Source organism: Opitutaceae bacterium TAV5 (genome assembly GCA_000242935.3).
Classification (GTDB): Bacteria; Verrucomicrobiota; Verrucomicrobiia; order Opitutales; family Opitutaceae; genus Geminisphaera.
Genome location: CP007053.1, coordinates 5424542 through 5448763, shown reverse-complemented (window position 1 = coordinate 5448763; position 24222 = coordinate 5424542). Strand labels below are relative to the sequence as shown.

General features: G+C 63.7%; 23 protein-coding genes. 13 read left to right on the top strand and 10 right to left on the bottom strand.

All coding sequences use genetic code 11. The features are described 5' to 3' along the window. Window positions 1-168 precede the first annotated feature (168 nt). The 4 genes from OPIT5_23120 to OPIT5_23105 all read left to right on the top strand — a co-directional run bounded on the left by OPIT5_23120 (window position 169) and on the right by OPIT5_23105 (window position 4647). Complete coding sequence (locus tag OPIT5_23120; GenBank protein ID AHF92683.1) at window positions 169-792, top strand: cysteine hydrolase; 624 nt, start codon at window positions 169-171, stop codon at window positions 790-792. Then, window positions 789-2300: a cytochrome C nitrite reductase subunit c552 gene (nrfA, locus tag OPIT5_23115; protein ID AHF92682.1), complete on the top strand. Its 1512-nt coding sequence runs from the start codon at window positions 789-791 to the stop codon at window positions 2298-2300. Before OPIT5_23120 ends, nrfA begins: the two co-directional genes overlap by 4 nt. Window positions 2301-2467: 167 nt before the next feature. Beyond that, window positions 2468-3844 carry a hypothetical protein gene (locus tag OPIT5_23110; GenBank protein ID AHF92681.1) on the top strand — a complete coding sequence of 459 codons (1377 nt, stop codon included), beginning with the start codon at window positions 2468-2470 and terminating at the stop codon, window positions 3842-3844. Then, entirely contained in the window at window positions 3841-4647 is an 807-nt protein-coding gene (locus tag OPIT5_23105) for a cytochrome C assembly protein (GenBank protein AHF92680.1), read from the top strand. Before OPIT5_23110 ends, OPIT5_23105 begins: the two co-directional genes overlap by 4 nt. Window positions 4648-4785: 138 nt before the next feature. On the opposite strand, the gene OPIT5_23100 is transcribed toward OPIT5_23105, so the two are convergent. The 6 genes from OPIT5_23100 to OPIT5_23075 form a co-directional block, all read right to left on the bottom strand. Continuing rightward, window positions 4786-5835, bottom strand: a complete 1050-nt coding sequence (locus tag OPIT5_23100; protein AHF92679.1) for a glycosidase — start codon at window positions 5833-5835, stop codon at window positions 4786-4788. A gap of 20 nt (window positions 5836-5855) precedes the next feature. Beyond that, complete coding sequence (locus tag OPIT5_23095) at window positions 5856-6983, bottom strand: LacI family transcriptional regulator (protein ID AHF92678.1); 1128 nt, start codon at window positions 6981-6983, stop codon at window positions 5856-5858. Window positions 6984-7078: 95 nt separating this feature from the next. Next, on the bottom strand, window positions 7079-7831 hold the full coding sequence (locus tag OPIT5_23090) for a hypothetical protein (GenBank protein AHF94661.1): 753 nt from the start codon (window positions 7829-7831) through the stop codon (window positions 7079-7081). Window positions 7832-7842: 11 nt separating this feature from the next. Then, window positions 7843-8565, bottom strand: a complete 723-nt coding sequence (locus OPIT5_23085) for a hypothetical protein (protein AHF94660.1) — start codon at window positions 8563-8565, stop codon at window positions 7843-7845. Between the two features lie 154 nt (window positions 8566-8719). Next, entirely contained in the window at window positions 8720-10861 is a 2142-nt protein-coding gene (locus OPIT5_23080) for a hypothetical protein (protein AHF94659.1), read from the bottom strand. A 473-nt stretch (window positions 10862-11334) separates the two neighbouring features. Beyond that, entirely contained in the window at window positions 11335-12105 is a 771-nt protein-coding gene (locus OPIT5_23075; protein AHF94658.1) for a hypothetical protein, read from the bottom strand. A gap of 223 nt (window positions 12106-12328) precedes the next feature. On the opposite strand from OPIT5_23075, the gene OPIT5_23070 reads away from it, so the two are divergent. The 5 genes from OPIT5_23070 (at window position 12329) to OPIT5_23050 (ending at window position 16238) form a co-directional block, all read left to right on the top strand. Further along, on the top strand, window positions 12329-13993 hold the full coding sequence (locus OPIT5_23070; protein AHF92677.1) for a 2-keto-3-deoxygluconate permease: 1665 nt from the start codon (window positions 12329-12331) through the stop codon (window positions 13991-13993). A 113-nt stretch (window positions 13994-14106) separates the two neighbouring features. Next, window positions 14107-14550, top strand: coding sequence for a MarR family transcriptional regulator (locus OPIT5_23065; GenBank protein ID AHF92676.1), 444 nt, complete (start codon window positions 14107-14109; stop codon window positions 14548-14550). Between the two features lie 14 nt (window positions 14551-14564). Next, window positions 14565-15035 (top strand): hypothetical protein, encoded by a 471-nt coding sequence (locus OPIT5_23060; GenBank protein AHF92675.1) that lies wholly within the window; start codon window positions 14565-14567, stop codon window positions 15033-15035. A gap of 9 nt (window positions 15036-15044) precedes the next feature. Continuing rightward, window positions 15045-15482: a globin gene (locus tag OPIT5_23055; protein AHF92674.1), complete on the top strand. Its 438-nt coding sequence runs from the start codon at window positions 15045-15047 to the stop codon at window positions 15480-15482. A gap of 6 nt (window positions 15483-15488) precedes the next feature. Further along, window positions 15489-16238 (top strand): Crp/Fnr family transcription regulator, encoded by a 750-nt coding sequence (locus tag OPIT5_23050; protein ID AHF92673.1) that lies wholly within the window; start codon window positions 15489-15491, stop codon window positions 16236-16238. A gap of 13 nt (window positions 16239-16251) precedes the next feature. Here OPIT5_23050 and OPIT5_23045 read toward each other — a convergent pair whose 3' ends face one another. From OPIT5_23045 to OPIT5_23035, 3 genes are all read right to left on the bottom strand, one after another. Beyond that, complete coding sequence (locus tag OPIT5_23045; GenBank protein ID AHF94657.1) at window positions 16252-17805, bottom strand: hypothetical protein; 1554 nt, start codon at window positions 17803-17805, stop codon at window positions 16252-16254. A gap of 152 nt (window positions 17806-17957) precedes the next feature. Beyond that, on the bottom strand, window positions 17958-18068 hold the full coding sequence (locus OPIT5_23040) for a hypothetical protein (protein ID AHF94656.1): 111 nt from the start codon (window positions 18066-18068) through the stop codon (window positions 17958-17960). Window positions 18069-18094: 26 nt separating this feature from the next. Next, entirely contained in the window at window positions 18095-18277 is a 183-nt protein-coding gene (locus OPIT5_23035; GenBank protein AHF94655.1) for a hypothetical protein, read from the bottom strand. Window positions 18278-18719: 442 nt separating this feature from the next. On the opposite strand from OPIT5_23035, the gene OPIT5_23030 reads away from it, so the two are divergent. Both OPIT5_23030 and OPIT5_23025 read left to right on the top strand, forming a co-directional pair. Continuing rightward, window positions 18720-19115: a cupin gene (locus tag OPIT5_23030; protein AHF92672.1), complete on the top strand. Its 396-nt coding sequence runs from the start codon at window positions 18720-18722 to the stop codon at window positions 19113-19115. 46 nt (window positions 19116-19161) lie between these two features. Further along, entirely contained in the window at window positions 19162-20238 is a 1077-nt protein-coding gene (locus OPIT5_23025; GenBank protein ID AHF92671.1) for an alcohol dehydrogenase, read from the top strand. Window positions 20239-20357: 119 nt separating this feature from the next. Here OPIT5_23025 and OPIT5_23020 read toward each other — a convergent pair whose 3' ends face one another. Next, entirely contained in the window at window positions 20358-21833 is a 1476-nt protein-coding gene (locus OPIT5_23020) for an ADP-ribosylglycohydrolase (protein ID AHF92670.1), read from the bottom strand. Window positions 21834-21987: 154 nt separating this feature from the next. Here OPIT5_23020 and OPIT5_23015 point away from each other — a divergent pair, with 154 nt between their 5' ends. Both OPIT5_23015 and OPIT5_23010 read left to right on the top strand, forming a co-directional pair. After that, window positions 21988-23124 (top strand): transcriptional regulator, encoded by a 1137-nt coding sequence (locus OPIT5_23015; GenBank protein ID AHF92669.1) that lies wholly within the window; start codon window positions 21988-21990, stop codon window positions 23122-23124. 156 nt (window positions 23125-23280) lie between these two features. Beyond that, window positions 23281-24186 carry an abortive infection protein gene (locus OPIT5_23010; GenBank protein AHF92668.1) on the top strand — a complete coding sequence of 302 codons (906 nt, stop codon included), beginning with the start codon at window positions 23281-23283 and terminating at the stop codon, window positions 24184-24186. Window positions 24187-24222 lie beyond the last annotated feature (36 nt).

Below are 24222 nucleotides of genomic sequence, written 5' to 3'. Positions count from 1 at the left end.
AACCAGCAAAAATCCTTATCTCCCCGACAAGGACTTGATCTAAATCAAGCCGTTCGTCTTTTTCCCGAATCCGATCCTTGCCGATTCCTCCCCTTCCGGGCCAGCATCCTCCCCGACCAAGACCATTTCCCTCGCCGCCCGCTTCCCTGACGGACGGCTTTCCCGACCATGCTGCGTCCTCGCAGAACACTTTTCTACGCCCTCATGTTCGCCGGCGGTTGCCTCGCCGGCGTGGCGGGTTTTCTCGTCTACATCTCCAACGCTGCTTCCTACCTCTCCGACGAACCGAAAACCTGCGTCAACTGCCATGTCATGGGTCCGTATTACGCCAGTTACGCGCACAGTTCCCACGCGCTCGTCGCCACCTGCAACGACTGTCACGTCCCCCACGACAACGTCCTGAAAAAATACGCCTTCAAGGCACAGGACGGCCTCTACCACTCCACGATCTTCACCCTCCGCACCGAGCCGCAGGTCATCCGCATCAAGGAGGCCGGCTCCAACGTCGTGCAGGCCAACTGCGAACGCTGTCACAACCACCTCAACGAGAAAGTCGCCACCACCGGCACCACGCTCGCCAGCCGCGCCCACGGCGAGGGACGTTTTTGTTGGGACTGCCACCGCGAAGTCCCGCACGGCACGCGCAACAGCCTCTCCGCCACGCCCGACGCCCGCGTCCCCTACCCCGCCTCGCCCGTGCCCGACTGGCTCCGCGAGCTCCAGGCCCGCCCTGCGACGCCGCCTGCATCCTCAACCACCTCCGACACCCTCCCCCTGCCTTCCTCGCCATGAAAAACAAAACACTCCTCGGCTGGCTCCTCTTTGCCGGCTCCATGGTTGCCGTCTTCCTCCTCGGCCTGCTCGCCGCCTCGGTCGTCGAACGCCGCGCCGAGATCGTGGCCGTCACCACGCCCCGCGGCACCGCGACAACAAAACCCTTCGAGGCGCGCAACTCCGAATGGAGCAAGTCATGGCCTCGCGAATACGACACCCTGATGGAAACCGCCGACATGAGCTTCACCCCGCCCGTCGTCGGCGCGCACGGCCTCGACGCCCTCGACGAAAACCCCCGCCAGGTCATCCTCTGGGCCGGCTACGCCTTTTCCAAGGATTACAACCACCCGCGCGGCCACGTTTACGCCGTCGAGGACGTACGCAACACCCTCCGCACCGGCGCGCCCATGCAGGCCGGCGAGGGACCGCAACCCTCCAGTTGCTGGGTCTGCAAATCTCCCGACGTGCCCCGCATGATGAACCAGCTCGGGCACGACGAGTTTTTCCGCAAGAAATGGTCCGACCTCGGCCACGAGATAACCAACCCCATCGGCTGCGCCGACTGCCACGATCCGGTCACGATGAACCTCACCATCACCCGTCCCCACCTGCGCACCGCGTATCAGGAACTCACCGGCAAGGACATCGCGAAGGCCTCCCACCAGGAAATGCGCTCGCTCGTCTGCGCGCAGTGCCACGTCGAATACTACTTCGACAAAAACAAGGTCCCCGGCGGCCAGGTGGTCACTCTCCCCTGGAAAAACGGCGGCAGCGTCGAGAACATGGAAACGTATTACGACGCCATCGAATTCACCGACTTCGTCAACGCCGTCAGCCGCACGCCGGTCATCAAGGCCCAGCATCCGGACTTCGAACTCTGGAGGCTCGGCATCCACGGCCAGCGCGGCGTCTCTTGCGCCGACTGTCACATGCCCTACAAGACCGAAGGCGGCCAGAAATTCACCCATCACAAGATCCGGAGCCCCCTCGCCAACATCAGCGAATCCTGCCAGGTCTGCCATCGGCAGGACGCCGCCGTGCTCGTGCAAAACGTCACCGATCGCCAGCGCCAGATCGTGGACATGATGGCGCGCATCGAACAACAGCTCGTCCGCGCCCACTTCGAGGCGAAGGCCGCCTGGGACAAGGGCGCGACCGAGGCCGGGATGGCACCCGTCCTCAAACTCATCCGCCAAGCCCAATGGCGCTGGGATTTTGTCGCCGCTTCCCACGGCGCCGGATTCCACGCCCCGCTCGAATGCGCCCGCATCCTCGACGCCGGACTCGAACGCGTCGCCGAAGCCCGCCTGCAACTCTCCCGCGTGCTCGCCGCGCACGGCCACAACGGTCCCGTGGAGCTTCCCGACATCTCGACGAAGGAAAAAGCCCAGCTCGCCATCGGCCTCACGAAGATGGACGAAGAGCGCGCGAATAAAGCCGAATTCCGCCGCACCGTCGTCCCCCGCTGGCTGGAGGAAGCCCGCAGAAACGGCACCCTCGACGAATCCCCGCGCGCGCAACTCTGAGCGCAGCCTCGCCAACAACCGCTCGCCGCGCATCCCGCCATGATACCAGACCCCCAAGGCCTTCGGATTTTCACACCAAGGCCGCAAAGAGCGCAAAGGATTGCCGGTTACCTCCTTCGCGTCCTTTGCGAGCTTTGTGTAAAATCAAAAACATTCGGGACACCGGTATGACCCGCGCTTGGTGGCAACAGCCCTGGTCTTACCGCGAATCCTTCGTCACCGCCGCTGGCCTCGCGGTCGCGGGCGGTGCGCTCCAGCTTGTCCTGCGCGGCCGCGGCGTGCCCGAAATCGCGAGCCCCGCCAACCTTCTCCTCCTCGCCGCGCTCCTCCTCCTCATCGGCGGCCTGCACTTTCTTGCCGGCTCCACCGCCACCGTCCGCTGGCTGCGCTCCGTCCCCGTTGCCATCGGCGCCCTCACCCTCCTGCTCGCGCAGGCCATCGTGCTCGGCGTCGTCCCGCAACACGCGCCGCACCCGGGTCACGCCGCGCACGCGACGCACTCCCTTGCGGAACACCTCGGCTTCACGGACGTCGTCCACAGTTGGGCCTTCCTTTTCACGCTCGCCTGGCTGCTCCTCAACCTCGGCCTCACCACCCTCGCCCGCGCCCTTCCCTTCCGCCGGGCCAACCTCTGCTTTCTCCTCAACCACCTCGGCCTCTGGATCGCGCTCGCCGCCGGCATGCTCGGCGCCGGTGACCTTCGCCGCCTTACGATGGACCTGCGCCTCGGCGCCACCGAATGGAGGGCGCTCGAAACCGCGTCCGGAAATGTCGCGTCCGGCGCCGCCCACGCCGGCCACCTTCTGGAAATGCCCTTCGCGCTCGAACTCACGCGCTTCGACATGGAAACCTTCCCGCCGCGTCTCGCGCTCGCCGATCCCCGCACCGGCGACATCGTGCAACGCCACACCGGCGAAACGCCCCGCCAGATCACCGACCTGCTGCCGACGGACGACGCCACCTCCGCATCGGGTCCCGTTTCCTCCACCGCGCACACCTTCGGCGACTGGACCGTCGATATTCTCGAATACCACCCCTGGTCCCGCGATTTTGGCGGACGCTATCACGGCATCCCCGAATCTCTCGCGCACAATGAGCCGGGCGCCGCCCCCGCCGCTCTCATCCGCGCGACCCGCCGCGCCGACGGCCACACCGTCACCGGCTGGGTCAGTTGCGGGTCCTTCGCCGTCAACCCGGCGCTCCTCGCGCTCGACAACGACAACGCGCTCGCCCTCGGCATGCTCCCGCCCGAGCCGAGGAAATACAGCTCCGCGGTCAACACCTGGGTCCGCAACCGCGACGGCTCCGGCGCGAGTACCGGTCCCGCCATGATCGAGGTCAACAAACCGCTCACGCTCGCCGGCTGGAAAATTTACCAGCTCAGTTACGACGACCGCCTCGGCCGCTGGTCGCCTCTCAGCGTGGTCGAACTCGTCCGCGACCCGTGGCTGCCCGCCGTCTACACCGGCATCTTCATGATGATCGCCGGAGCCATCGGCCTCATGTTCAAAAGCAGGGCCGCGCCCCGCCCGACCGACACATGACTCCCAACTACTGGCAAACCTTTCCCGCCCACGCCGCCGCCGCCGGACTCGCCTGGCTGCTCTGCATCGCCGCGCAGTGCCATCCCGCCACCCGCTCCCGCCGCCTGCCCGTCACCGCGCTCGCGCTGCTCGGCGGCGGCATCCTCGCCGCCTTTGCCGCCGGACTCTGGCTCCACCTCGGCCGCCCGCCCATGCGCACGCTCGGCGAAACGCGCCTCTGGTACGCCGTGTTCACCCCGGCCATCGGCGCTTTCCTGTATCATCAATTTCGTTACCGATGGCTGCTCAACTACAGCCTCGGCATGGCGGTGCTGTTTGTCGTCATCTGCCTGCTGCGTCCCGACAGCTACAACAAGGCGCTCATGCCCGCGCTGCAAAGCGTGTGGTTCGTGCCGCACGTGCTCGTTTACCTGTTTTCCTACGCGATCTTCGCCGTCTCGTCCGGCATCGCGGTTTTCGGTCTGGTGCAGACGGCGCGCCGCCGTTTCGACCCGGCCTCGCTCGAACTTGCCAACCGCCTCGTTTACCTCGGCTTCGCCTTTCTCTCGCTCGGCCTCCTCTTCGGCGCGCTCTGGGCCAAGGAAGCGTGGGGACATTACTGGACCTGGGACCCCAAGGAAACCTGGGCCATGCTCACCTGGCTCGGCTATCTCCTCTACATCCACATCCGGCACCGCCACCCCGAGGCCACCCGCGCCTCGCTCCGGATTCTCGCGCTGGCCTTCGTGGTGCTTCTCCTCTGCTGGTTCGGCGTCAACTACATGCCCTCCGCCACACAAAGCGTGCACACCTACACGCAGTGAGAAAAGCATCGGGGCACCGCGGTTATCGGCCCCCTCCCTGCCGTGCGACCGGTTTCTTGCGGGCAGTTTGCTGTACAGTTCGTGCCCTCTGAAAAATTATGCGCCAGGTTCCCGAATTCTGTCATGGCGGAGATGGTTTCATTTTTCCGTCAGGCAGAACTCCACCAGTCGGACCAGCTCCACCTGCGCGAGGCAGACGCGGGTGTCGGCTCCGCCGTAATAGATGTTGAGCGTACCATCGGGCATGACAACGGCGCCGTTGGTGAAGACGACGTTGGGAACCTGTCCCATGCATTCGTAGGGGGTTTCGGGTTGCAGGATAAATTGTCGGGGAGCGGCCACGACGCGGTCAGGGCGTTCGAGGTCGAGGAGCATGACGCCGAGGTAATAGTTTTCCGTGGCGCAGTTTTTGGAGGTGGCGTGGTAGATGCAGAGCCAGCCGTGCTCCGTGCGGATGGGAATCGCGCCCGCGCCTGTCTTGCAGCGCGCCCAGGGAGCGTCGGGCAGCACGACGGGGCGGGCTTCTCCCCAGTGGATCAGATCTGGCGAATAGCTCACCCAGATGCGTCCGCCGCCATCGATATCCTGCGGGCGCTCCAGACGGGCGTAACGGCCGCGGATTTTTTGGGGAAACAGGGCGGCGTTGCGGTTGGAGGGGACGGAGAGTTCGCCGACGGCCTCGAAGTCACGGAAGTCGGTTGTTTTTGAAATTCCGATACAGCTTCCGTAGCCGCCGAGCCAGCTTGCGTGCGTCACGTAGTAAACGCCTTCGTCGGGCATGGGGGTGATTCGCATGTCGAAGCGGTTGTGCAGCCAGCGTTTTTCTGTGTCGCGCAGCGGGTAGTGAATCGGTTCACGCTCGATGTCGAAGCGGATGCCGTCTTCGGAGCTGGCGACGTAAAAGGCGTTGTCGCGTGCCATGTCTTCGGCGCGAAGCAGGAGGAGCGCGCGCCCGTCGTGCCAGACTGCGCCACAGTTGAAGACCGCAGAGCATGGCACCGGCATCGCGCCGGGCGTGATGATGGGGTTGGACGGATGCCGGCGCAGCACGCCCTGGAAATAGGCAGGTAGCTGCGGCTGAGGCTCCGGGTGCGAATCGCGGCGGGAAAGGCTGGCCTGCGCGTGTTTCCCGGATTGTGGATGGATCAACTCAAGTGTTTCGGTTTCCATAAAAATCAGGGGTATCATGCAGGCTCGGCGGGAGCTGGCTACAGCGTGTCGTCGGTGGTGCTGACCTGGCGCAAGGTTTCGCCTTCGGCCCATTCGGCATCGAACTGGATGCTGATGGGCAGGCCGTCGGGGTAGGCCTGGCAGCGTTGCACAACCTCGGGGACGAGTCCGCCGACCTTGTCCATGGGCATGACAAGGCCGGTGAGGAGGTGGCCGTCGTTGGTGTTGCCGTGCTCTTCGACGCCGTAGGACACGACGCTCAGGTCGTCGGGGATGCGCAGGCCGGCGCCCTCCAGTTGCGCGATCAGTTCACGGGCGATGGCGTTGGCGACGCACACGATGGCGGTGGGCCGGGGGCGCGTATCCAGAATTTCACGGCAACCGCGGCGCACCGCTTCGGAAAGGGGGCAGCTGCGCCAGTCGCGCTCGACGAGGCTTACCAGCCAGTTGGTCACGCCGCCGTGTTCGCGCGCGAGGTAGAGCCATGAGGCGTAGCGCGTGCCGTGGGGAGAGCGCGCCAACTGGTCGGCGCTGTCGTGCTCCTCGTCAAATTCTTCGTCCGGGACGAGATAGCTGGCGTGCTTGTCGAAAATCCCCAGCCAGCCGATGTGCCGGTGCCCCGCCGCGCGCAGGCGGTCCACGGCGAGCGCGGCGGCGCGGGCCTCGTTGAAGAACACCGAGTTGACGCCGCGCTGGAAATCGTGGCCCACGGTATAGATGACGGGAGCGACGGAGCGCAGCGCGTCGATCCAGCGGGTCGGGTAGGGCTCGCTCAGAATGACGCCGTGGATACGCGGTGAATTTTCCAGAAACTCCAGCATTTCGGGGAGCGACGAGAACGACTCGGCCAGCACTTCGCCTTCGGTGCTGGCGAGGGCGCGTTCCAGGCCGGAAACCATGTCGTTGCGATAGGGGACGGTGTCGCCACGGTCGAGTGCGCCGATGGTGGGGCAGAGCAGGCGCAGGCGATGTTCGCTGCCCCGCGCCATCTTGACGAAGGGAGGGAAGAGCCGTTCGCGTGAGGACAGATAGCCGAGCTCCTCCGCCTTGCTGCGCACGAGCCGCCGCGTCTCCTCGCTGATGCGCCCGATGCCGCGCAGGGACTTGGAGACGGTCATCGGCGTGACGCCGAGTTCGTCGGCGATGGTTTTGAGGGTGGGACGCATGATGCGATGTCGGGAACGTGAGGAGACTGTTGCCATGATCTGAGCAACATGCTCCGTGGCGGGTTATTGTAAACCAAATCCAGATGGGCGGAATCTTATGATTGGGGCGCTGTTTTTAGGATAATGTCGTCCACATCGAAGATTCGCGCGGTGCCGGCGTTTCCAATGATGATGACATCTGCCTGAGTAAACGTTCCTGTCCCAACGCGACCCACCGGAACATTTTGGATGAGCGTTTTGTCAGCCGCATTATTTGTATCTAATTCCTTGATGCTGACTTTTCCGACCGGGTCGCCTTCGTTTGTTCCGTTGGGCTGGATGTAGGAAATGACAACTTCATACCAGACACCTTTGCGCCAGCGCGAGTCGGGCACGTTTTTGAATTTTGTTTTTCCCCAGTTCGCGCCGCCGTCGGAAACCTGGATGAAGTTGTCCTCCCAGCCATCCTTGGTTCCTCCGTTGAAGCGCACGTAGAGTCCGCTGACTCCGCCCGACTGACCGAGCATGACTTGTGACATAACGTAGGCATCGCTGTCGGACATGACGCGAAGCTTCACACGAAATTCAAGGGCGTGATCCTGCTGTCCAGTTACAGGGACAGATTCGAGTATCCGACTAAAGTTGGCCTTGCTCGAAAAACGTACGCCGGCGCCCTCATAACCTGCCGCCGTGAGAACCAGGGGGGCGGAGCCTTCACCGTAATGCAGGCCCCAGCCGGACAACTTGTCCAGCGGTGTGTCGTCGGTCACGGAGGCAAATGACTCTTCGAACTTCCACGGTGCACCGGCGGCATACGTGGATGCCGTGCTGCATATGAGGACAAGGGCAAATAACGTGATGGGTTTCATGTCGGGAGATTTTAACGGGGTTTTTTCTGTAGGCGGCTCCGGAGTGCGACGAGTCCGAGAACGGAGAGCCCGGCGAGAAGGACGGTGATGGCGGGTTCGGGAACGGCTGCGGTGCCAATGCGAATGTCACTGACTTCAAAGGCACGGGCCGTCCCGTTGTTCTTCACCTGGACAACATTGACTTTGTCAAATGCACCACCAGTCGAGCCGATGCCACCGATTACAATATCCTGAACGAGGAACGAACTGGTGACCGTGTCATAAACAGAAAGAAGTCCTGAAACATCTTGCCCTATCCCTGTTGATTTAAGCTCAAAACGAAATGTCACTTCATACCAGCGCCCTGTCTCCCATGCCGAGTCGGGAACGATAACGGAAAGCCCGGCGCCGCCCCAACTGGTTCCCGTTCCCGACGAAACCTGTATGTAGTTGTCCGTTTTTCCGTTTTGGGTTCCTCCGTTAAACTGAATGGCGAGTCCATTGACGCCGCCATTCTCAGCGATCATGATGATGGATTGTTGGTAGGCATCGGTTGATGCGATACTTTTGAAGTTCAGCTTGAACTCCAAGGGACCATCGGCGGCAGTCATAACGTTGCCGCCTGAGAGAGTTAGTCCGTAACCTTCGTTGGCAGTGATGGTGGAGCTGTTGCCGCCTCCGTAACCGGTTCCCAGCGAGACTGTGGCGGTGTTCGCGCTGCCAGTTGCCAGGCTCCAGCCGGGAACCGTGCTCAAGAGGGTGCCGTCCGTTGTAACAGACGAAAAATTATCAACAGTAGTCAGGGCTGCGTGGGCAGTGATGGATCCGATGGAGACAAAAGCTGCCAGCGCGACAGCGAGTGCGTGCGTTTTCATAGTAGTGATATGTGTTGTTTGACCGAGGTTCAGGCTAACGGAGAATCCATTGATGAAAGGCGGCGGGTTGCTTGGCTTCGCCGATACCCGGGGTGAGGCCAATCCAGCATTTGCGCGTCGCGCCGTCGCGGTCGTTGGCGATGAAATTCAGACGGAATGCATCGCCTTCGGAGAGCGGGTGATCGCCAAGCCAGGACCAGGGGAAAAGCACGTCGTAACACGTGAGCGTACCGTCTCGACGGATACGCAGGTGGTTGGGCAAGAAAGGAATTTTGGCGCCACCGCTGTCCACCATCACCGGTCTTCCGGCATCGTCGAGAGCGAGTGAAAATTCACGGCAATGGTCGTCGTATCCGTGCCCGGCACGGTTGCCCAGGTCAAAGGCGACTTGCAGGGAATCGAAGCTCCAGAGGCTGGTGACGCCTGATGGCGGTCCGATGTGGATGTCGTCCTTCACATGGACGGCCAGCGCGATGCCTTCGGATGTCCAGCCGGCCCACGCGGTGAGTGAGAGATCGTCAGCGCCTTTCCAGTCCACGCCCGGATCGGCAGGCAGCACGTGATCGCGCTGCGTGAGGACGATCGGCGTGGCAATCCGGAGAAGCGATTGTTCGAGTGGGCTTGTCTGCGGATCAATTCGCGGAAGGGAGCGCAGATGGTAGCGAATCTCCGTGGTCACGGTGGTGGATGTCCGCTCATCGAGCACGGTGACGGATGTGTGTCGCGGATTTTCCAATACGATCCCGGTGGCGGGGATTTTCAGCGCGTTGATGCCTGGGGGTAGCAGACGCGAGCGGGCGGATTGCGCGTGCGTAGTCTGGAAAACTTTGGCCGACACGGGGCGCAGGTCGTTGTTGATGATGTCCAGCGAGATTTGATCCAACCGGGAAACATGCGCGTTTTGGACGACGATCCGCTCGCGTGCCTCCACGGTCGCGGTGCGAAGGCTTTGTTCGAGGCGGTCGGCATCGACCGCGGGCACGACGACGAATACAGGCAACGGTTCGAGATCGAGTGTGGGCGAGAGGGGTATTTCACGGCCCAAGGCGTCGATGATCTGACCGCTTTGCAGGGTAGATGCGGACGCAGGCAGGCGGAGCTTGGCGCCGCCGCCGACGGAAGTGGTGTCTTCCATCCATAAAGCCAGCACGGCTTTGTTTTCCGTTTCGTTGGCAAAACGCAGCACGTGGCAAAACGGACCGATTGTAAATTGACGAACGAAGACAACATCATCGAGCAACCGGGCGCAGGTCGCGTAGGCTGCCGCCGAGGGCGAGGGAAACCAGTTGCCGTCGGGGCGGTCGTAAGTGGTCCGTTCGTCAGCTTTGCGAAACATGCCATACGAACTCGACCGCTCCCGCCCCGGAAACGTGGCGGCAAACCAGAACAGTTTTTCCACCTCGGGCACGGAGCGGGACAGCAGAATCGCTTGCGCGGTGAAGGCGGCGAAGAGGCGCGCCGAGGGTGAGAATAGCGGTTCATCGAGATGCAGCGCCCAACCGAATTCGGTGCTCCAGATGCGCGGAGGCAAGCCATGCTGCCGCATGAGCGCCGCCATCGCCCGCATGCGTCCGGCGGCGTCCATTTTGGGTGGTGACTCCGGAAGCGCGTCACCCCCCACATAGCGGGAATGATTGTAGGGATGGCCTCCGAAAATATCCATGTAACCGGAAGCGCGTGACAGCACGTCCTTGCTGAATTGCAGCCGCGGGAAATCCACGCCGCTGACGTCCAGACCGATCACGGGCAGGTCGGGCGCAACGCTTTTGGATGCTTCGTAGCCTGCTTTCAAAATCCGCGCGTAAATTTCTGTGGTATGGAGCACGCCTGCCGCATGGCGGGAGACTTCGAGGTCGGGTTCATTCATGATCTCGACGGCAAGAATCCGGTCCTTGTAGCGTGACACCACTGCACGGACGAAAGCTGAAAAATCGGGCAAATGTTTGGGATCCGCCAGTTCTTCGATGGATTTCCATTTGGTCCACCTGGGACGTATTTCGGGGCGGATCGTCAGGATGGTGCCGATGCCTTGTTCGGCCCGGTTGCTGATTCCCTTGTCCATGCCTGTCCAATCCCATGTTTCGGATCCCTGACGTTGCAACCATTCCCAGACGGCTTGGCGGCGTTCCACACGGACGCCGATGCGAGCGGCTGCTTTGGCATCGCGCACGAACATCGTGCCGAAAAAGCTCTGTGACGCGGGCAACCTGTTTTTCTCCGGAGGGCGAACCACCAGCAATGCACTCATGCTCCGCCCAAGCTCCCGACCGTTCTGGCTTACGCTTGCGGTCAGCGCCCAGTATCCGGTTTTTTCTGTTGGAGCCTCCCATCTGAATTCACCGAGTTCTCCCGGGGCGAGAGTCAGGACCCATTCGCGACCTGAACTTTCGGATACGGACTCACCAGGAGCTTGCGCCGCAAGCCGCAACGTCACTGGTCCCGTGGTGGATGGTTTGTTTTTGACCGTGACCACGTATTGTCCCGGCTCGTTCACGTAGGCTACCCCGGAGGGAAAGGAGGAGGTGATGCCGATCTCCTGGACCGTCGAGAGAGCGGGGGGCGACGATGGCACGGACGCAGCCGACATCGTTGGCATCGCAAGACCCGACAATGAAACCAACAGAATGGCGAGAAGGCGAAGGAGAGGAATCATTTGGAGTAGTGGGAACCGGAATTGAGGTTGCCTTGACGCCAGCGGGTGTCGCCATAGCGCACCTTCTCCACGTGGATGTCCGCCATCAGCACGTTGGCTGTTCCGCCGTGCCGGGCGGCGAAGCGTTTGTCGGCGGCAGCTGTTTCAATCGGATCATCCAGATCGTAAACGATGGGGGCATCTGCATCCATGAAGAGCGGCCAGTCTCGGGGAAGTTGCAGACGGGATGAAAAAAAGCGTTCTTCATTGTCCACCCTGTGCGCAGGAGATGGATACCAGACCATGAAGTTGCTCATGCCATAGCCACCGGCATTGAGGTGCCCTGTTCCCTTGTAAGAACGGCAACGGGGAATGATTTGGGAATCGATGTATTTCGTTCCATTGGTTGACGCAGTGCCCAGCAGATAATGGTACCAGTACTTCGTGGTTGAGCTGGTGTAAGCTTTGAGCGCTTGGCCTTTGTTATCGTCGAGGTAGAGCTGGAAGGCGAAACCGGTCTGGCGCAGATTGGAGAGACACGCGGCAGCATTTGCACTCTCCCTGACCCGCGCGACGGTCGGAATCGTAATCGCAGCCAAAATGCCAATGATGGCGATGACCACCAGCAATTCGACCAGGGTGAACCCCGAAGTCGTCGAAGCCGGATGATCACCGGCATTGGCGGAGGCCGACTTTGTTTCTGAACGCGGAATGCAGGCGGCGCCTCGCGAAATAAAAGAGGGGCAAGGCAAGACGGCAGGAAAAGCGGAAGAGACGAGGTATTTCATCAGGAGAGCGGGGAAGAATTGGTTAGAGTTAAAATAACCCAAACGTGAGTTTCAAGCCATTTTTCAAAAAATCTGGCCTGTGGAAGGAATAGGCCTCCGGGAACCCGGGACCGGATCCTGTATCCGATTCTTCCCCCGCCCTGTTGGTGTTTGCAGGGACAGGGGGCTGAACGCTTGACCTGCATCAATGCGCCCTTCCCTGCCCTCTGGCATGCTGGGCGGCATGTTCTGTTTCCAATGTGAGCAAACCTCAAAAATGACCGGATGCACGACCTTCGGTGTGTGCGGCAAGGACCCCGAAACCGCCGCGCTTCAGGATCTGCTCCTGCATGCCTGCCGGGGCATCTCGGCACTCGCCCATCGCGCCCGTCTTCGCGGCGCCCGTCGCGCCGACATCGACCGCTTCGTGATGGACGCACTCTTCACCACCATCACCAACGTCAATTTTGATCCCGCCCGTTTGCAGGAGTGGCTCATCCGCGCCGGGGAAATCCAACGGCAGGCGCGCGAGCTTTATCTCACCGCCTGCATCGCCCGCCGCGAGTCGCCCGAGCCGCTCAACGGCGCCACCTGCTGGCGTCCCGCGGCCACGCTCGCTGAATCCGTCGCCGACGGCCAACGGCTCGGTCTCCCGGCGCGTCTCCGCACGCTCGCCAACGACATCGCCAGTCTTCAGGAACTGCTCACCTATGGCCTGAAGGGCATGGCCGCCTACGCGCATCACGCCGCCGTGCCCGGTCGCGAAAGCGAGGCGTTCTACGCCTTCATGCACGAGGCCCTCGCCGCGCTCGAAGACAACTCTGCCAGCGCCGACGCCCTGCTCGCGCTCAATCTCCGCTGCGGCGAGGTGAACCTCGGGGTCATGGCGCTGCTCGACGAGGCGCACCGCGAGCGTTTCGGCTCTCCCGAACCGACTTCCGTGCGCGTCGAACCTGTACCCGGAAAATGCATACTTGTATCCGGACACGACCTGCACGACCTCGAGGCGCTGCTTCGGCAAACCAAAGGCAAGGGCATCAACATCTACACCCACGGCGAGATGCTGCCCGCGCACGGCTATCCGAAACTGAAACGCTTCCCCCACCTCGTCGGCAACTACGGCGGAGCGTGGCAGGACCAGCGCAAGGAGTTCACCACGTTTCCCGGCGCGATCCTGATGACGACCAACTGCATCCAGAAACCGCGCGAAAGCTACGAGCGCCGCATTTTCACGAGCGGCGTTGTCGCCTGGCCCGGCGTGGAGCATGTCAGCGCGGCGGACTTCTCGCCCGTGATCGAGGCCGCGCTGGCCGCCGACGGTTTTACCGAAGCCGGCACGGCCGGGTTGCCCGACAAACGCATCCTCGTCGGTTTCGCCCACGAAGCGATCCTTGCCAACGCCGGCAAGGTCGTGGAGGCCGTGAAGTCGGGTGCGCTCCGGCATTTTTTCCTCATCGGCGGTTGCGACGGCGCAAAACCCGGCCGCAACTACTACACCGAGTTTGCCGAATCCGTGCCCGACGACTGCGCCGTGCTCACGCTCGGCTGCGGCAAGTACCGGTTCAACCGGCACGACTTCGGCGACATCGGCGGCCTGCCCCGCCTGCTCGACTGCGGCCAGTGCAACGACGCGTACTCCGCCATCAAGGTCGCCGGCGCGCTGGCCCAGGCTTTCGGCTGCGGCGTCAACGACCTGCCGCTCTCGCTGGTGATTTCGTGGTTCGAACAAAAGGCGGTCGCCGTGCTGCTCACGTTGCTGCACCTCGGCATCCGCAACATCCGGCTCGGCCCCCACCTGCCTGCCTTTGTCTCGCCCGGCGTGCTGAAAATCCTCGTCGACACGTTCGGCCTGAAAGGCATCACCACCGCCGGAGCCGATCTCGAGGCGTGCCTGGCAAAAGCGGCCTGAGCAGCGAAAAACCGGCCAACGCCATCGGGTGCCTCCTGCCGGTTGCGTGGAAAATCCGGGAGAGCGTGCAATCCGCCTTGTCAGTGACCCTGAATATCGCAAAACGATACTTCATGGCCCGATCACCGAATGCCGCCGGCCTATCCAAGGCCGACTACGAGCTGCTCTCCGAATTTCGTTACACGCTGCGCAAGTTTCTCGGTTTCAGCGAGGCGGCCGCCGTCAGCCACGGCCTCACCCCGCAGCAATACCAGGCGCTCCTCTCCATCCAGGGTTTTCCGGGCAAGGACTGGGTGACGATCGGCGAACTGGCCGAGCAGATGCAGATCGCCCACCACAGCGCCGTCGGCCTGACCGACCGGATGGAAGCGCTCCGGCTCGTGCGTCGCTCGCCCTCAAAGGAGGATCGCCGGCGAGTGCAGGTTTCGCTCACCGCCAAGGGTCTGGCCATTCTGGAAAAGCTCTACCGCATCCATCGCGCCGAGTTGCGCTCGACCGGCCCGCAACTGGCCGGGTTGCTGCGCCGCGCGGCGAGGAAGATTCCCGGAGACACCTGATTCCCGTGCCCGACATGAAACTGAACCTCCACACCTACCGCTACGGAGAAGCCGACCGGTTGCCCGGGCTTTCCATCGGAGTCGCCCGCTTTCTTCCCCGGAACATCCGCCGGGAAAACTATTTTTCAAAAGGATATTTCGAAATCTGGTTGCCTCTTCTCGCGCCGGGCCGCGAGCTTGTGGCTGCTTACCGCAAACACGACATCAGTCACGAGGCATTTGCCTCCCGTTACCGCAAGGAGATGAAAGAAAATGCACCGGCCCAGGTCATCCGCCTGCTCGCGGCCCAGGCGCGCCATGCCCGGATCAACCTCGGGTGTTTTTGCGAGGACGCTTCCCGTTGCCATCGTTCCGTGCTGGCCACCCTGATCGAGGAAGCCGCCGCCGCTTTCCCGGGTGGTCCGGAGCCTCGCGCCTCGCACCGCCCTGTCCCCGTCCACGGTTTTGCCAGCCCCGCCTGCTCCATGCCTGAAATCGAGGACTGAGCTGTCGCCATGAGCAATCGGTCTTCTCCGGCATCCCTTTTCCAGCGCCTCGGCGGGCGCGACCGTCTGCTGTTTTTGCTGCGGCGTTTTTATGCCGACGTACGCCAACATGCCGTCATCGGCCCGGTCTTTGCCGCGCACATCGACGACTGGCCGACGCACATTGAAAAGATTGCCGACTTCTGGTCCGGCGTGACAGGCGGTCCGGCGCGTTACAAGGGTCCGATGCCGGCAAAACACGTGCCCCTCGGTCTTGAAGAACGGCATTTCGAGGCCTGGCTCGGACTCTGGCATCGCCATTGCCACGCACACCTGCCTCCCGACGAAGCGCAGGAACTGATTGCGGCGGCTGAAATGATCGGCCAGCGTTTGCGGTTCATCACTGCCCGCAGCCAGGCGGCCGGGCCTGGCACTTCCGGAATCTCCTCACCTGCTCCTTCCCCGTGATTTAACATGGCCCGTTTGCCCGCTCCTCCCGAATCCGCCACCAGCCATCCTTACCGTCAGGCCGCGCTGATCGCCACGCTGAGGCGGAGCCGCATGTTTGCCGACCTGCCTCCGGCCGACCTCGCCGCGGTGGCCGAAGGCTGCTCTACCAAAACGCTGCAAAAGGGGGAAATCCTGTTTCGCGAAGGCGAGAAGGCCGAGGGTTTCTTCGTCGTCCAGACCGGCCAGATCAGCATCTTTCGCCTCACGCCCGACGGCCGCGAACAGATCATCTGCGTGTTCGCTCCGCCGGAAAGTTTTGCCGAGGTCGTCCTTGCCAGCGCCGAACGCTACCCGGCCAACGCCGTCGCGCTGGAATCATCCCAGGTGATCCGGATCGGCAAGGAACATTTCCGCGACCTGATCCGCCAAAACCCCGAACTGGCGCTGCACATGCTCGCCTCGATGAGCCTGCATCTGAAGCACCTCATGCAGTCGCTGCACGAGATCAAGGGACTCCAGATCGAAAGCCGGCTGGCCGCATGGCTGCTCGAACATTGCCCGGCCTTTCCGGCGGGCGACGCCGCGGACGGGCCGGTCCGGTTCGTGCTGCCGGTCAGCAAGAAAACCCTGGCCGGGCAACTCGGCGTCACCAGCGAGACGCTTTCCCGCACCTTCGCCCGTTTCCGGAAAGAGGGCTCCATCCGTGTCGAAGGCACCGTCCTGCATGTGCTCGACCGCCAGGCTCTGAAAACCCGCGCCATCGGTCCGTCCTGATCCGTCTCTCACCTTACTTTAACGTAAACGTTTCCTTCACCTGTTGCGACATGTACATGTAGGGAACCCATATGCATGTGGTTACTACGGCACCCCACACCTGCCCTATCTGCTTTGCCTTTTCCTCAACCGGAATCGTGATCCAGTACCGACTGGCCAGCACATCGACCACCGTGATGATAGTCATAGCACCGCGCCCGCGATCGGGCGGAATAACGTCCGAAAGGCCGTCTTCACCGGGGCGGATGACGAGTGCAGTCTGGTAATACGGCAACGCATGATGTTCCAGATCACCCGCCTGGAAGGTGAGCGTCGGGTCCACCCACCAGTAATCCGCCCGGCCGCGTGCGCCATCCGCAGCCGGCTTTGGAATTGCGACAATGACATGATTGAACGCGAGTGGTGATGGCGCCCAATCCGCCACATGGGAGCGCCAGGTGGTATGCAGCAACGCCGGATACGCAGTGATACCCGAGGCTCGAAGCAGCGCGCAAAGCAACACACTCTTGTCCTTGCAGTCGCCGAACCGCCGCGCCAGCACTTCGGCAGGTGGCGTCGGGCGATGCGTGCCCTCCCCCAATTCGAATCCCAGGTAACGGATGTCCTGTTGCACGAATTGCAGAAGAGCGACTATTCGCGAATCTTCGCTGGTGAGCCCCGTGGTGAGCAACTCCGCCTGCTCCCGAATAGTCGCCGGCACCGGATCGGGCTGCGCATAAAGCGGCGTTGCCCAGTCCACCACGTCGGCCCAGGTGTGAAACTCGCCAAGCTGTACAAACGGCCATTGTACGAACCAGCCAGGCGCATCGGTTTCATAGGAAATGGCCGGCAAGTCTCGTCCCTCCCATGTAAGAACGGTGGTCCCGGCAAGCGATCCGTGACCACGTGCCTTATCCAGTCGCAGTCCGGTGGTGCCGTGTTCCACGTACAGGAGCTCCCGCCCATCCGGTACGATGACGCGAGCGCGTCGGTGTCGTACAGGCGTGGGCCAGCCGACGCCCAGCGAGTCAAACCAACGGCCGCCGAAAACCGGGTTGGAACCATGGACCGTACTGGCGAAATCAAGAACATCCCCCACGCGCACATCGTCGAGGTGAATCAACGCGGTAAGCCGTCCGTTTAGCAAATGGCGGTCGAGATCGGTTTCTTGCCGGATGACCTGGATACGAGCCGGATCGAGCCGGTCTTGCACATGTCCGTTGCGAATGACACGCAGATGATGAATCGTAAGGTTCTCACAGGAGGGGTCAAAATTCCATGTCAACCGCGAGCCGGACTGAAGTGATCCGCCATTGACAATCCGATACACAGTGTGGTGATAGGAGGCCTCCTCTCCGAGATGCACCTGCTGGTCCCACAGCAGATAATCCACTCCGTAAACGGCATCGTCCGGTGGAGTTACCGGCAGCGTGACCGGAGCAGTCTCGATCCTATCGACCCACGCATCCGGCGCGGCAAAGCGAGGAACAGCGGCCACGCACGCGCACGCGCCGATGGCCAGCGCAGAGACGCAGGGAAACCAGCGGATAATATGGTGGAAGCGAAGGAGGACCGGAATCGGAAACATATCCGCCTCAAAGCGAGCCAGTGCAACCGTGCCGGGGCAAACGCAAAGGCAAGGTGGCGACGGGCGGGGGGTTTGGTCGGAAGCGGTGGGGTGGCACGGGCATCCAGCCCGCTTCGAACCGGATTGCCGGCGGGATGCCAGCGCCCCTTGCTTCAGGCGCCGGCTTCAGGCTTGCGCATCGTGGCGACGACATTCCAGCCGCGGTCGGCGAGCAGGCGGGCGGCCGCCCGGCCGAAGCCGGACGAACAGCCGGTGATAATCACGGTTTGGACATGAGGGTTTTCCCTGGTTACAGGGCCTGCAGGCCGGTGAGTTGCTCGCTGAGCGTCCACAGGCGAGCTGCCGCCTCGGGATCGACGGCATAGGGCTTCACGCCCGCCATGCCTCGGGTGGAGGCAGCGAGTGAGAAATCGGCTGCCGTGTCGGACATCAGCGGTGCGACTTCGACATCCTCGCAATAGACGCCGCCCATGCCGTCGAGCCGCAGGCTGGTCGCGCACCATACCTGGGTCGCCGCGCCCTGAGCGACGGTCTTCAGGCCTTTTGAGGGATCGATGACGGGATCGCCGTTCGCGTCGATGACGCCGGCTGCCTTCAGTCACGCCCTCAAACGTGTCACCGGCATCTCGCCCAAGCGGTATGGCACCAGGCCGGAGGCGAACGGGAAGACCGCATGACACTTTCGCGCAAGATCGCGACAGGTTGAGCAAGAACCGGTGCGACAGCGAAGCCGCGATGGAGTAAACTTGTCCCTGATCGTTGCGTCATCGATCAAGTCATCCGAAATTCACCACTCGCGCATCATGGCCCTTTCCCGCCGCACCTTTCTCAAAACCACGGGCACCGTGCTCGCCGTGCCGGCGCTTCTCCGGGCCCAGGCCGATGCCCTTTTAACTCAAAAACAGGAGTCCCATATGGAAATCAAACGAGCTGGCTCACAACCGTCCGTCAAAGGACCGTCCGACTGGTTCACTGGCACGGTGCGTATCGATCCGCTGTTTCAGGCAAATGCCCCGGCGCGTGCGAGCGGCGGCAGCGTCACGTTTGAACCGGGAGCCCGGACCGCATGGCACACGCACCCGCTGGGTCAGACCCTCCTCGTAACGGCGGGCTTTGGCCGCGTGCAACGTGAGGGAGGGCCTGTCGAGGAAATCAGGCCCGGCGACGTGGTCTGGTTTCCCCCGGGCGAGAAGCACTGGCACGGCGCCGCCCCCACCACCGCGATGACCCACATCGCCATCCAGGAGCAGCTTGACGGCAAGGTCGTCGACTGGATGGAGAAAGTCAGCGACGAACACTACCGCGGCTGAGTCCGCGCTCACCACTCACCGGATAAACCATTCAAAAACCAATCTCATGTCCAAAACCGAAACCTGTTCCGTCAAAGCCTATTCCGCCGCCAGCGCCACCGCGCCGCTGGCCCCCGACACCATCCGGCGCCGCGAGCCGACCGAGCGCGACGTCCAGATCGAGATTCTCTTCTGCGGCGTCTGCCACTCCGACCTCCACTTCACGCGCAACGAGTGGAGCGGGGTCATGCCCGCGGCCTATCCGGCCGTGCCGGGCCACGAGATCGTCGGCCGCGTGACCAAGGTCGGCCCCAAGGTCACCAAGGTAAAACCCGGCGACCTCGCCGGTGTGGGCTGCATGGTGGGCGCCGATCTCGCCAACTGCCCGTTTTGCAAGGCGGGCAACGAGCAGTTCTCGCCCACCCAGATCGGGACCTATGGCGGCACCGAGCCGGTGATCGGCGGTCCCACCCACGGCGGCTACTCCGAAAGCATCGTGGTCGATGAGCACTTCGCGCTGCATGTCCCGGCCAACCTTCCGCTCGCCGCCGTCGCGCCGCTGCTCTGCGCCGGCATCACCACCTGGTCGCCCCTGCGCCACTGGAAAGTCGGCCCGGGCAAAAAAGCCGGCATCGTCGGCATCGGCGGGCTCGGCCACATGGGCGTGAAGTTTGCCCGCGCGTTCGGCGCCCATGTCGTCGTTTTCACGACCTCGCCCGGCAAGAAGGACGATGCGCTCCGGCTCGGCGCACACGAGGTCGTCATCTCGCGCAACGCCGATGAGATGGCGAAGCATGCCGGCACCTTCGACTTCATCCTCGACGCCGTATCCGCCGAGCACGACATCGACGCCTACCTCCGGCTGCTCGCTCCCGATGGCAACCTCACCCTCGTCGGCGCGCCCGAAAAGCCGCTCGCGGTGTCCGCCTTCTCCCTGCTGATGGGACGCAAGAGTCTCTCCGGCTCGCCCATCGGCAGCATCGCCGAGACGCAGGAGATGCTCGATTTCTGCGGCGAGCACAACATCACCGCCGACGTCGAGATCATCCCGATCCAGAAGATCAACGAAGCCTGGGACCGCCTGCTCAAGGGCGATGTGAAGTATCGCTTCTCCATCGACATGGCCTCCCTGAAAGCCGGGTGATCCGATCGACGGGCCGGGTTGCCCGTCGATCGCTGGAAAACACCCGCCGCCGGCCAGTCGCTCCGGCACGTGACCTCGGAAAAACACCGGAGGACGGCACGGTGCGGCTTCGCGTCGGCTCACTTCTTCACCGGTGCGGGAAGGTTGGCGAGGTGCGGAATCTCCTCCGTCGTCCAAGGCGCGATGTGGCGGTTGGGATAAATGAGGATCACCGAGGCCTCCTGCTCCGGATCATGCGAGGCGAGTTCGACGCGGACGCGGTGAACGCGGCCGGCGACGGGCGTGAACGTCCCCTTCGACTTGTCCGGCGCGCGATGCGTGGCGGGCACATACGGCAGGCCGGCGGGGCAATCGACGACGAGGCGGTCGTCGATGTAAAGCCGGGCGCCGGCGCGGGCGAGGCAGACCAGGAGACGCGGCTCGCCGGTGGCGGGCGTCCAGTCCCAGGAAGCCCCGCCGGCGGCCTTGACGGCGGACGGGAGTTCGCCATTGGCCCAGGCGACGGAAGCGGCGCCGGCAGTCGTCGCGGCAGGCTGGATACGAAGGGTTCCGGGAAGCGCGGCGAGATCGGTGGCGGGCGGGCGGGTGAGCGCGGCCCAGTCGGGCACAGCGGCGTGCGGGGCGAGTTTGCCGATGAGCGCGGCGGTGCGGGCGGTGAGTTCGCCGAGCGTCTGCGGAGCCTTGATGCCCTGGATGCCGGGGCCGATGAAAACGCCGTCGCCGATGGGCGCCACCCAGCGGGCCGGGATGGCGTCCGCGCCGAGCGCGAGTCCGATGGTGGCGCCGACGGTGGCCGCGGTGCAGTCGGTATCGTAGCCGCCGTTGACCGCGAGGAGGATGCTTTTCTCGAAATCGCCGCCGCCGTGGAGCAGCGCCCAGAGGGTTAGCGCGACATTGAGCGGGGCATGCGTGAAGTTGTCGTTGCCGTGGGCGGCGAGGAGTTTTTCACGCGAGGCCCAGGTTTCGACGCCGGCGGCATGGTCGTCGATGACGAGCGCGGCGGCGCGGGCGGTTTCGCTGTCGGCGGGAATCAGCGGGCGGGCGGCGGCGATGGCGTCGACCGCGGAACGGCCTCCGGCGACGTGCGCCTGCATGGCCGCGAAGAGGACTTCGCCGGCGATGCCCTCGACACCGTGATCGAGCGTGGCGTCGAGCGCCGCGTAATGAGCGGCGCTGTGCGCATCACCGGGGAAAAGGCATGCCCAGAATTCGGAGCGGATGGGCGAACCCATGCCCGAAACGAAATGATTTTCGAATACACCGGCATCCCGGGCGGCCACGCCGCGACGGAGGTTCCAGCGGCAGCGTCCGTATTCGTCCCACATGTAGTGGAGATTCTCCAGCCAGGCGCGGGCGAAGTCTTCCTGCGTGAGCGCCACCTGGGCGGAACCGGGGAGTTTTTCCACGAGATCGAGCCACACGAGCTGGAGTTCGAGGTCGTCGTTGGGCGGGGCGATGGTCGGCACGGGATCGTAGAACGTGAAGTTCAGGCGGTCCATGCGGCCCTCGGCGGGAAGGCCGAGCGTGCCGCCCACGGATTTGCCGAGCCAGCAGCCGAGGATGCGGGTCTTGATGTCGGAGGAGGAGGATTTCATGGGTGGTATACGGTATGCAGAGCGTGGTCTGCTGTAAGCTGTCCCGCCGGGCGACGGGCCGGGTCGGGGCGGCGATCACCCTCACCCGGCGCGGGGAGAAGGCGAAGCCTGAAAAACCCTCGCATTTGTCCAGTCGTTGGTCAAAACAGCCGGCATGGCACTGGCGCAGCAAAAGGTGGAGTTTGTGTACGCGACGCTCGCGAGGCGGATTCGCACGGGGTTCTGGCGGACGGGCGAGGTCATCCCGGCGGAGATCGATCTGGCGGCGGAGTTTCATTGCAGCCGGGGCACGGTCAACCGGGCGATCTCGCAACTGGCGCGGGAGGGCTGGGTGGAGCGGCGGACGCGGGCGGGCACGCGGGTGCTGGCGCCGCAGCCGGTACGGACGGGCGGCGGGAGCAGGCGCGGAGGAGCCGCGGGGAAAGAAGGGCCGGCGTGGACGTTCATTTATCCCAACATGCATCACGAGGGCATCGCCCGGATCGCGCGCGGTTTCCAGGATGCGGTGAAGGCGGCGGGCGAACGCGCGGCGATGCTGACGACAGGCATGGATTTTCGCCGCGAAGCGGAGATGATCGGGCAGCTCGGCCCGGACGATGCGCGCGGGATGGTGGTGTATCCGGTGATCACGAGCGCGGAGGATCAGCTTTATTACATGCAAATGATCCTGGCGTGCCCGCTGCCGGTGGTGCTGGCCGAGATCAACCTGCCGGGGGTGGGCCGGCCGGTTGTCATGGCAGACGGGCTACACGCGGGGCGCGAGGCCACGCGCCACCTGCTGGCGCAGGGGGCGCGGCGGATCGGGTTTCTGGCCAACTATGCCTGGGTGCCGATGGTGCGCGACCGTTACCTCGGCTATCGCCAGGCGCTGGAGGAGGCCGGCATGCCGGAGAGGGAGCTGGCGGTGCGGCTCGACGGGCGGATGCGTCCGCGTTTCGACACGCCGCTGGCGGAGCCGGAGGTGCTGGCGCGGGAGTTTCTGGTCGCGCACCCGGATATCGACGCGATTGTGTGCGGCGACGATTTCCTGGCGCATGGCTGCCTGCGCGTGGCCCGCGAGCTGGGCTGGGCGGTGCCGGGGCGGCTGCGTGTGATCGGGATCGACGGCTTGCGCTCGCTGCCCGCGACGCGGCCGGCGCTGACGGTGTACCGGGTGCCGTTCGAGCGGATCGGGGCGGAGGCGTTTGCACTGCTGCGTCACGCGGTGGCGAACGTGGAGGGAGAGACCGGCACGCCGGTGCCGGCGGAGCGGTTCGTACGGGGAGAACTCGCGGTGCGAAGGAGCGGGTAGGCGGCGTGAGGAGGCGCGTCAGCGCCTGGGGGATGGGAGGCGGAGGGCAGATGGGAGAGATGGGAGGAATGGGACGGATGTGAGAGATGGAGGGAGGAGAGAGGGGAATCCGCTTGGCGGGAGCGGTCCGGGGCTTTCTGATCGGTGTTTTCCGTCATGCCGAGCCCGTTGCCTGCTTCATTTTCGCTTCTCCAGTCCGTGATTCTCGGGCTGGAGATTTTTCTGTACTGTGGCGGGATCGGCGCGTGCGCGTGGAGCGCCTGGCTGACCTGGCGCGGCTTGCTGCCCCGGCGCCTGTCACCGTGGCAGGCGGATGTCACGGATTTCGCGCTGGGGTTTCTCGCTGTGGCGACGGGAGCCGTCGGCGGGCAGTTTGCCCTCGCGAGGGTGGGCAGCCGGCTCACGGCGGACCCGGATCTGCAGCTTCTGATCGGCGGTTCGGGTTTCCAGGCCGGCATGCTCGCCGGGGCGGTGCTGGCGGCGGTGCTCATCCGCCGGCGGATCGCGGAAGAGGCCATCGCCGGAGAGGCGATTCCCGCCGAGGCCACGGAGATGGCCGCCGCCGGAAACCGTTGCGGCAGCATCGGCGGCATGCCGCGGGCGGCGGCGCAGGGGGTGGTGACAGTGGTGGCGGCGATCCCGCTGGTCGGACTGTCCTCGTTTGTCTGGGAGGTTGCCCTGAATGCGGCGTGGCATCCCGTCGAGGAGCAGGACCTGGTGAACATTTTCACCAAGGGAGGTTCGCCGCTGCTGCTCGCGGCGATGACGTTGTTCGCGGTCGCGGTGGCCCCGCTGACTGAAGAACTCGTGTTCCGCGCCGGGCTGTTTCGTTTCCTGCACCGGCGGATGGCTCCGTGGGCGGCGATGCTGGTCACGTCGGTGACGTTTGCCTCGCTGCACATGAACATCGCGGCGCTCGTGCCGCTTTGCGTGCTCGGCATGGTGCTGGCGTTTGCCTACGAGCGCACGGGCAACATCCTTGTGCCGGTGATCGCGCACGCGCTTTTCAATCTCAATACCATCATCCTGCTGCTCGCCGGCCTCGGGCCGCCGTCACCCTGACTTTTTCTCTCCGTTTTCACCCGCGCTTCCGTCATT

What these genes read in the sequence shown, in the direction of transcription:
- OPIT5_23120 (AHF92683.1), top strand. Translation starts at nt 169, where the DNA reads ATGCTGCGTCCTCGCAGAACACTTTTCTACGCCCTCATGTTCGCCGGC.
- nrfA (AHF92682.1), top strand. Translation starts at nt 789, where the DNA reads ATGAAAAACAAAACACTCCTCGGCTGGCTCCTCTTTGCCGGCTCCATG.
- OPIT5_23110 (AHF92681.1), top strand. Translation starts at nt 2,468, where the DNA reads ATGACCCGCGCTTGGTGGCAACAGCCCTGGTCTTACCGCGAATCCTTC.
- OPIT5_23105 (AHF92680.1), top strand. Translation starts at nt 3,841, where the DNA reads ATGACTCCCAACTACTGGCAAACCTTTCCCGCCCACGCCGCCGCCGCC.
- OPIT5_23100 (AHF92679.1), bottom strand. Translation starts at nt 5,835, where the DNA reads ATGATACCCCTGATTTTTATGGAAACCGAAACACTTGAGTTGATCCAT.
- OPIT5_23095 (AHF92678.1), bottom strand. Translation starts at nt 6,983, where the DNA reads ATGCGTCCCACCCTCAAAACCATCGCCGACGAACTCGGCGTCACGCCG.
- OPIT5_23090 (AHF94661.1), bottom strand. Translation starts at nt 7,831, where the DNA reads ATGAAACCCATCACGTTATTTGCCCTTGTCCTCATATGCAGCACGGCA.
- OPIT5_23080 (AHF94659.1), bottom strand. Translation starts at nt 10,861, where the DNA reads ATGTTCGTGCGCGATGCCAAAGCAGCCGCTCGCATCGGCGTCCGTGTG.
- OPIT5_23075 (AHF94658.1), bottom strand. Translation starts at nt 12,105, where the DNA reads ATGAAATACCTCGTCTCTTCCGCTTTTCCTGCCGTCTTGCCTTGCCCC.
- OPIT5_23070 (AHF92677.1), top strand. Translation starts at nt 12,329, where the DNA reads ATGTTCTGTTTCCAATGTGAGCAAACCTCAAAAATGACCGGATGCACG.
- OPIT5_23065 (AHF92676.1), top strand. Translation starts at nt 14,107, where the DNA reads ATGGCCCGATCACCGAATGCCGCCGGCCTATCCAAGGCCGACTACGAG.
- OPIT5_23060 (AHF92675.1), top strand. Translation starts at nt 14,565, where the DNA reads ATGAAACTGAACCTCCACACCTACCGCTACGGAGAAGCCGACCGGTTG.
- OPIT5_23055 (AHF92674.1), top strand. Translation starts at nt 15,045, where the DNA reads ATGAGCAATCGGTCTTCTCCGGCATCCCTTTTCCAGCGCCTCGGCGGG.
- OPIT5_23050 (AHF92673.1), top strand. Translation starts at nt 15,489, where the DNA reads ATGGCCCGTTTGCCCGCTCCTCCCGAATCCGCCACCAGCCATCCTTAC.
- OPIT5_23045 (AHF94657.1), bottom strand. Translation starts at nt 17,805, where the DNA reads ATGTTTCCGATTCCGGTCCTCCTTCGCTTCCACCATATTATCCGCTGG.
- OPIT5_23035 (AHF94655.1), bottom strand. Translation starts at nt 18,277, where the DNA reads ATGGGCGGCGTCTATTGCGAGGATGTCGAAGTCGCACCGCTGATGTCC.
- OPIT5_23030 (AHF92672.1), top strand. Translation starts at nt 18,720, where the DNA reads ATGGAAATCAAACGAGCTGGCTCACAACCGTCCGTCAAAGGACCGTCC.
- OPIT5_23025 (AHF92671.1), top strand. Translation starts at nt 19,162, where the DNA reads ATGTCCAAAACCGAAACCTGTTCCGTCAAAGCCTATTCCGCCGCCAGC.
- OPIT5_23020 (AHF92670.1), bottom strand. Translation starts at nt 21,833, where the DNA reads ATGAAATCCTCCTCCTCCGACATCAAGACCCGCATCCTCGGCTGCTGG.
- OPIT5_23015 (AHF92669.1), top strand. Translation starts at nt 21,988, where the DNA reads ATGGCACTGGCGCAGCAAAAGGTGGAGTTTGTGTACGCGACGCTCGCG.
- OPIT5_23010 (AHF92668.1), top strand. Translation starts at nt 23,281, where the DNA reads ATGCCGAGCCCGTTGCCTGCTTCATTTTCGCTTCTCCAGTCCGTGATT.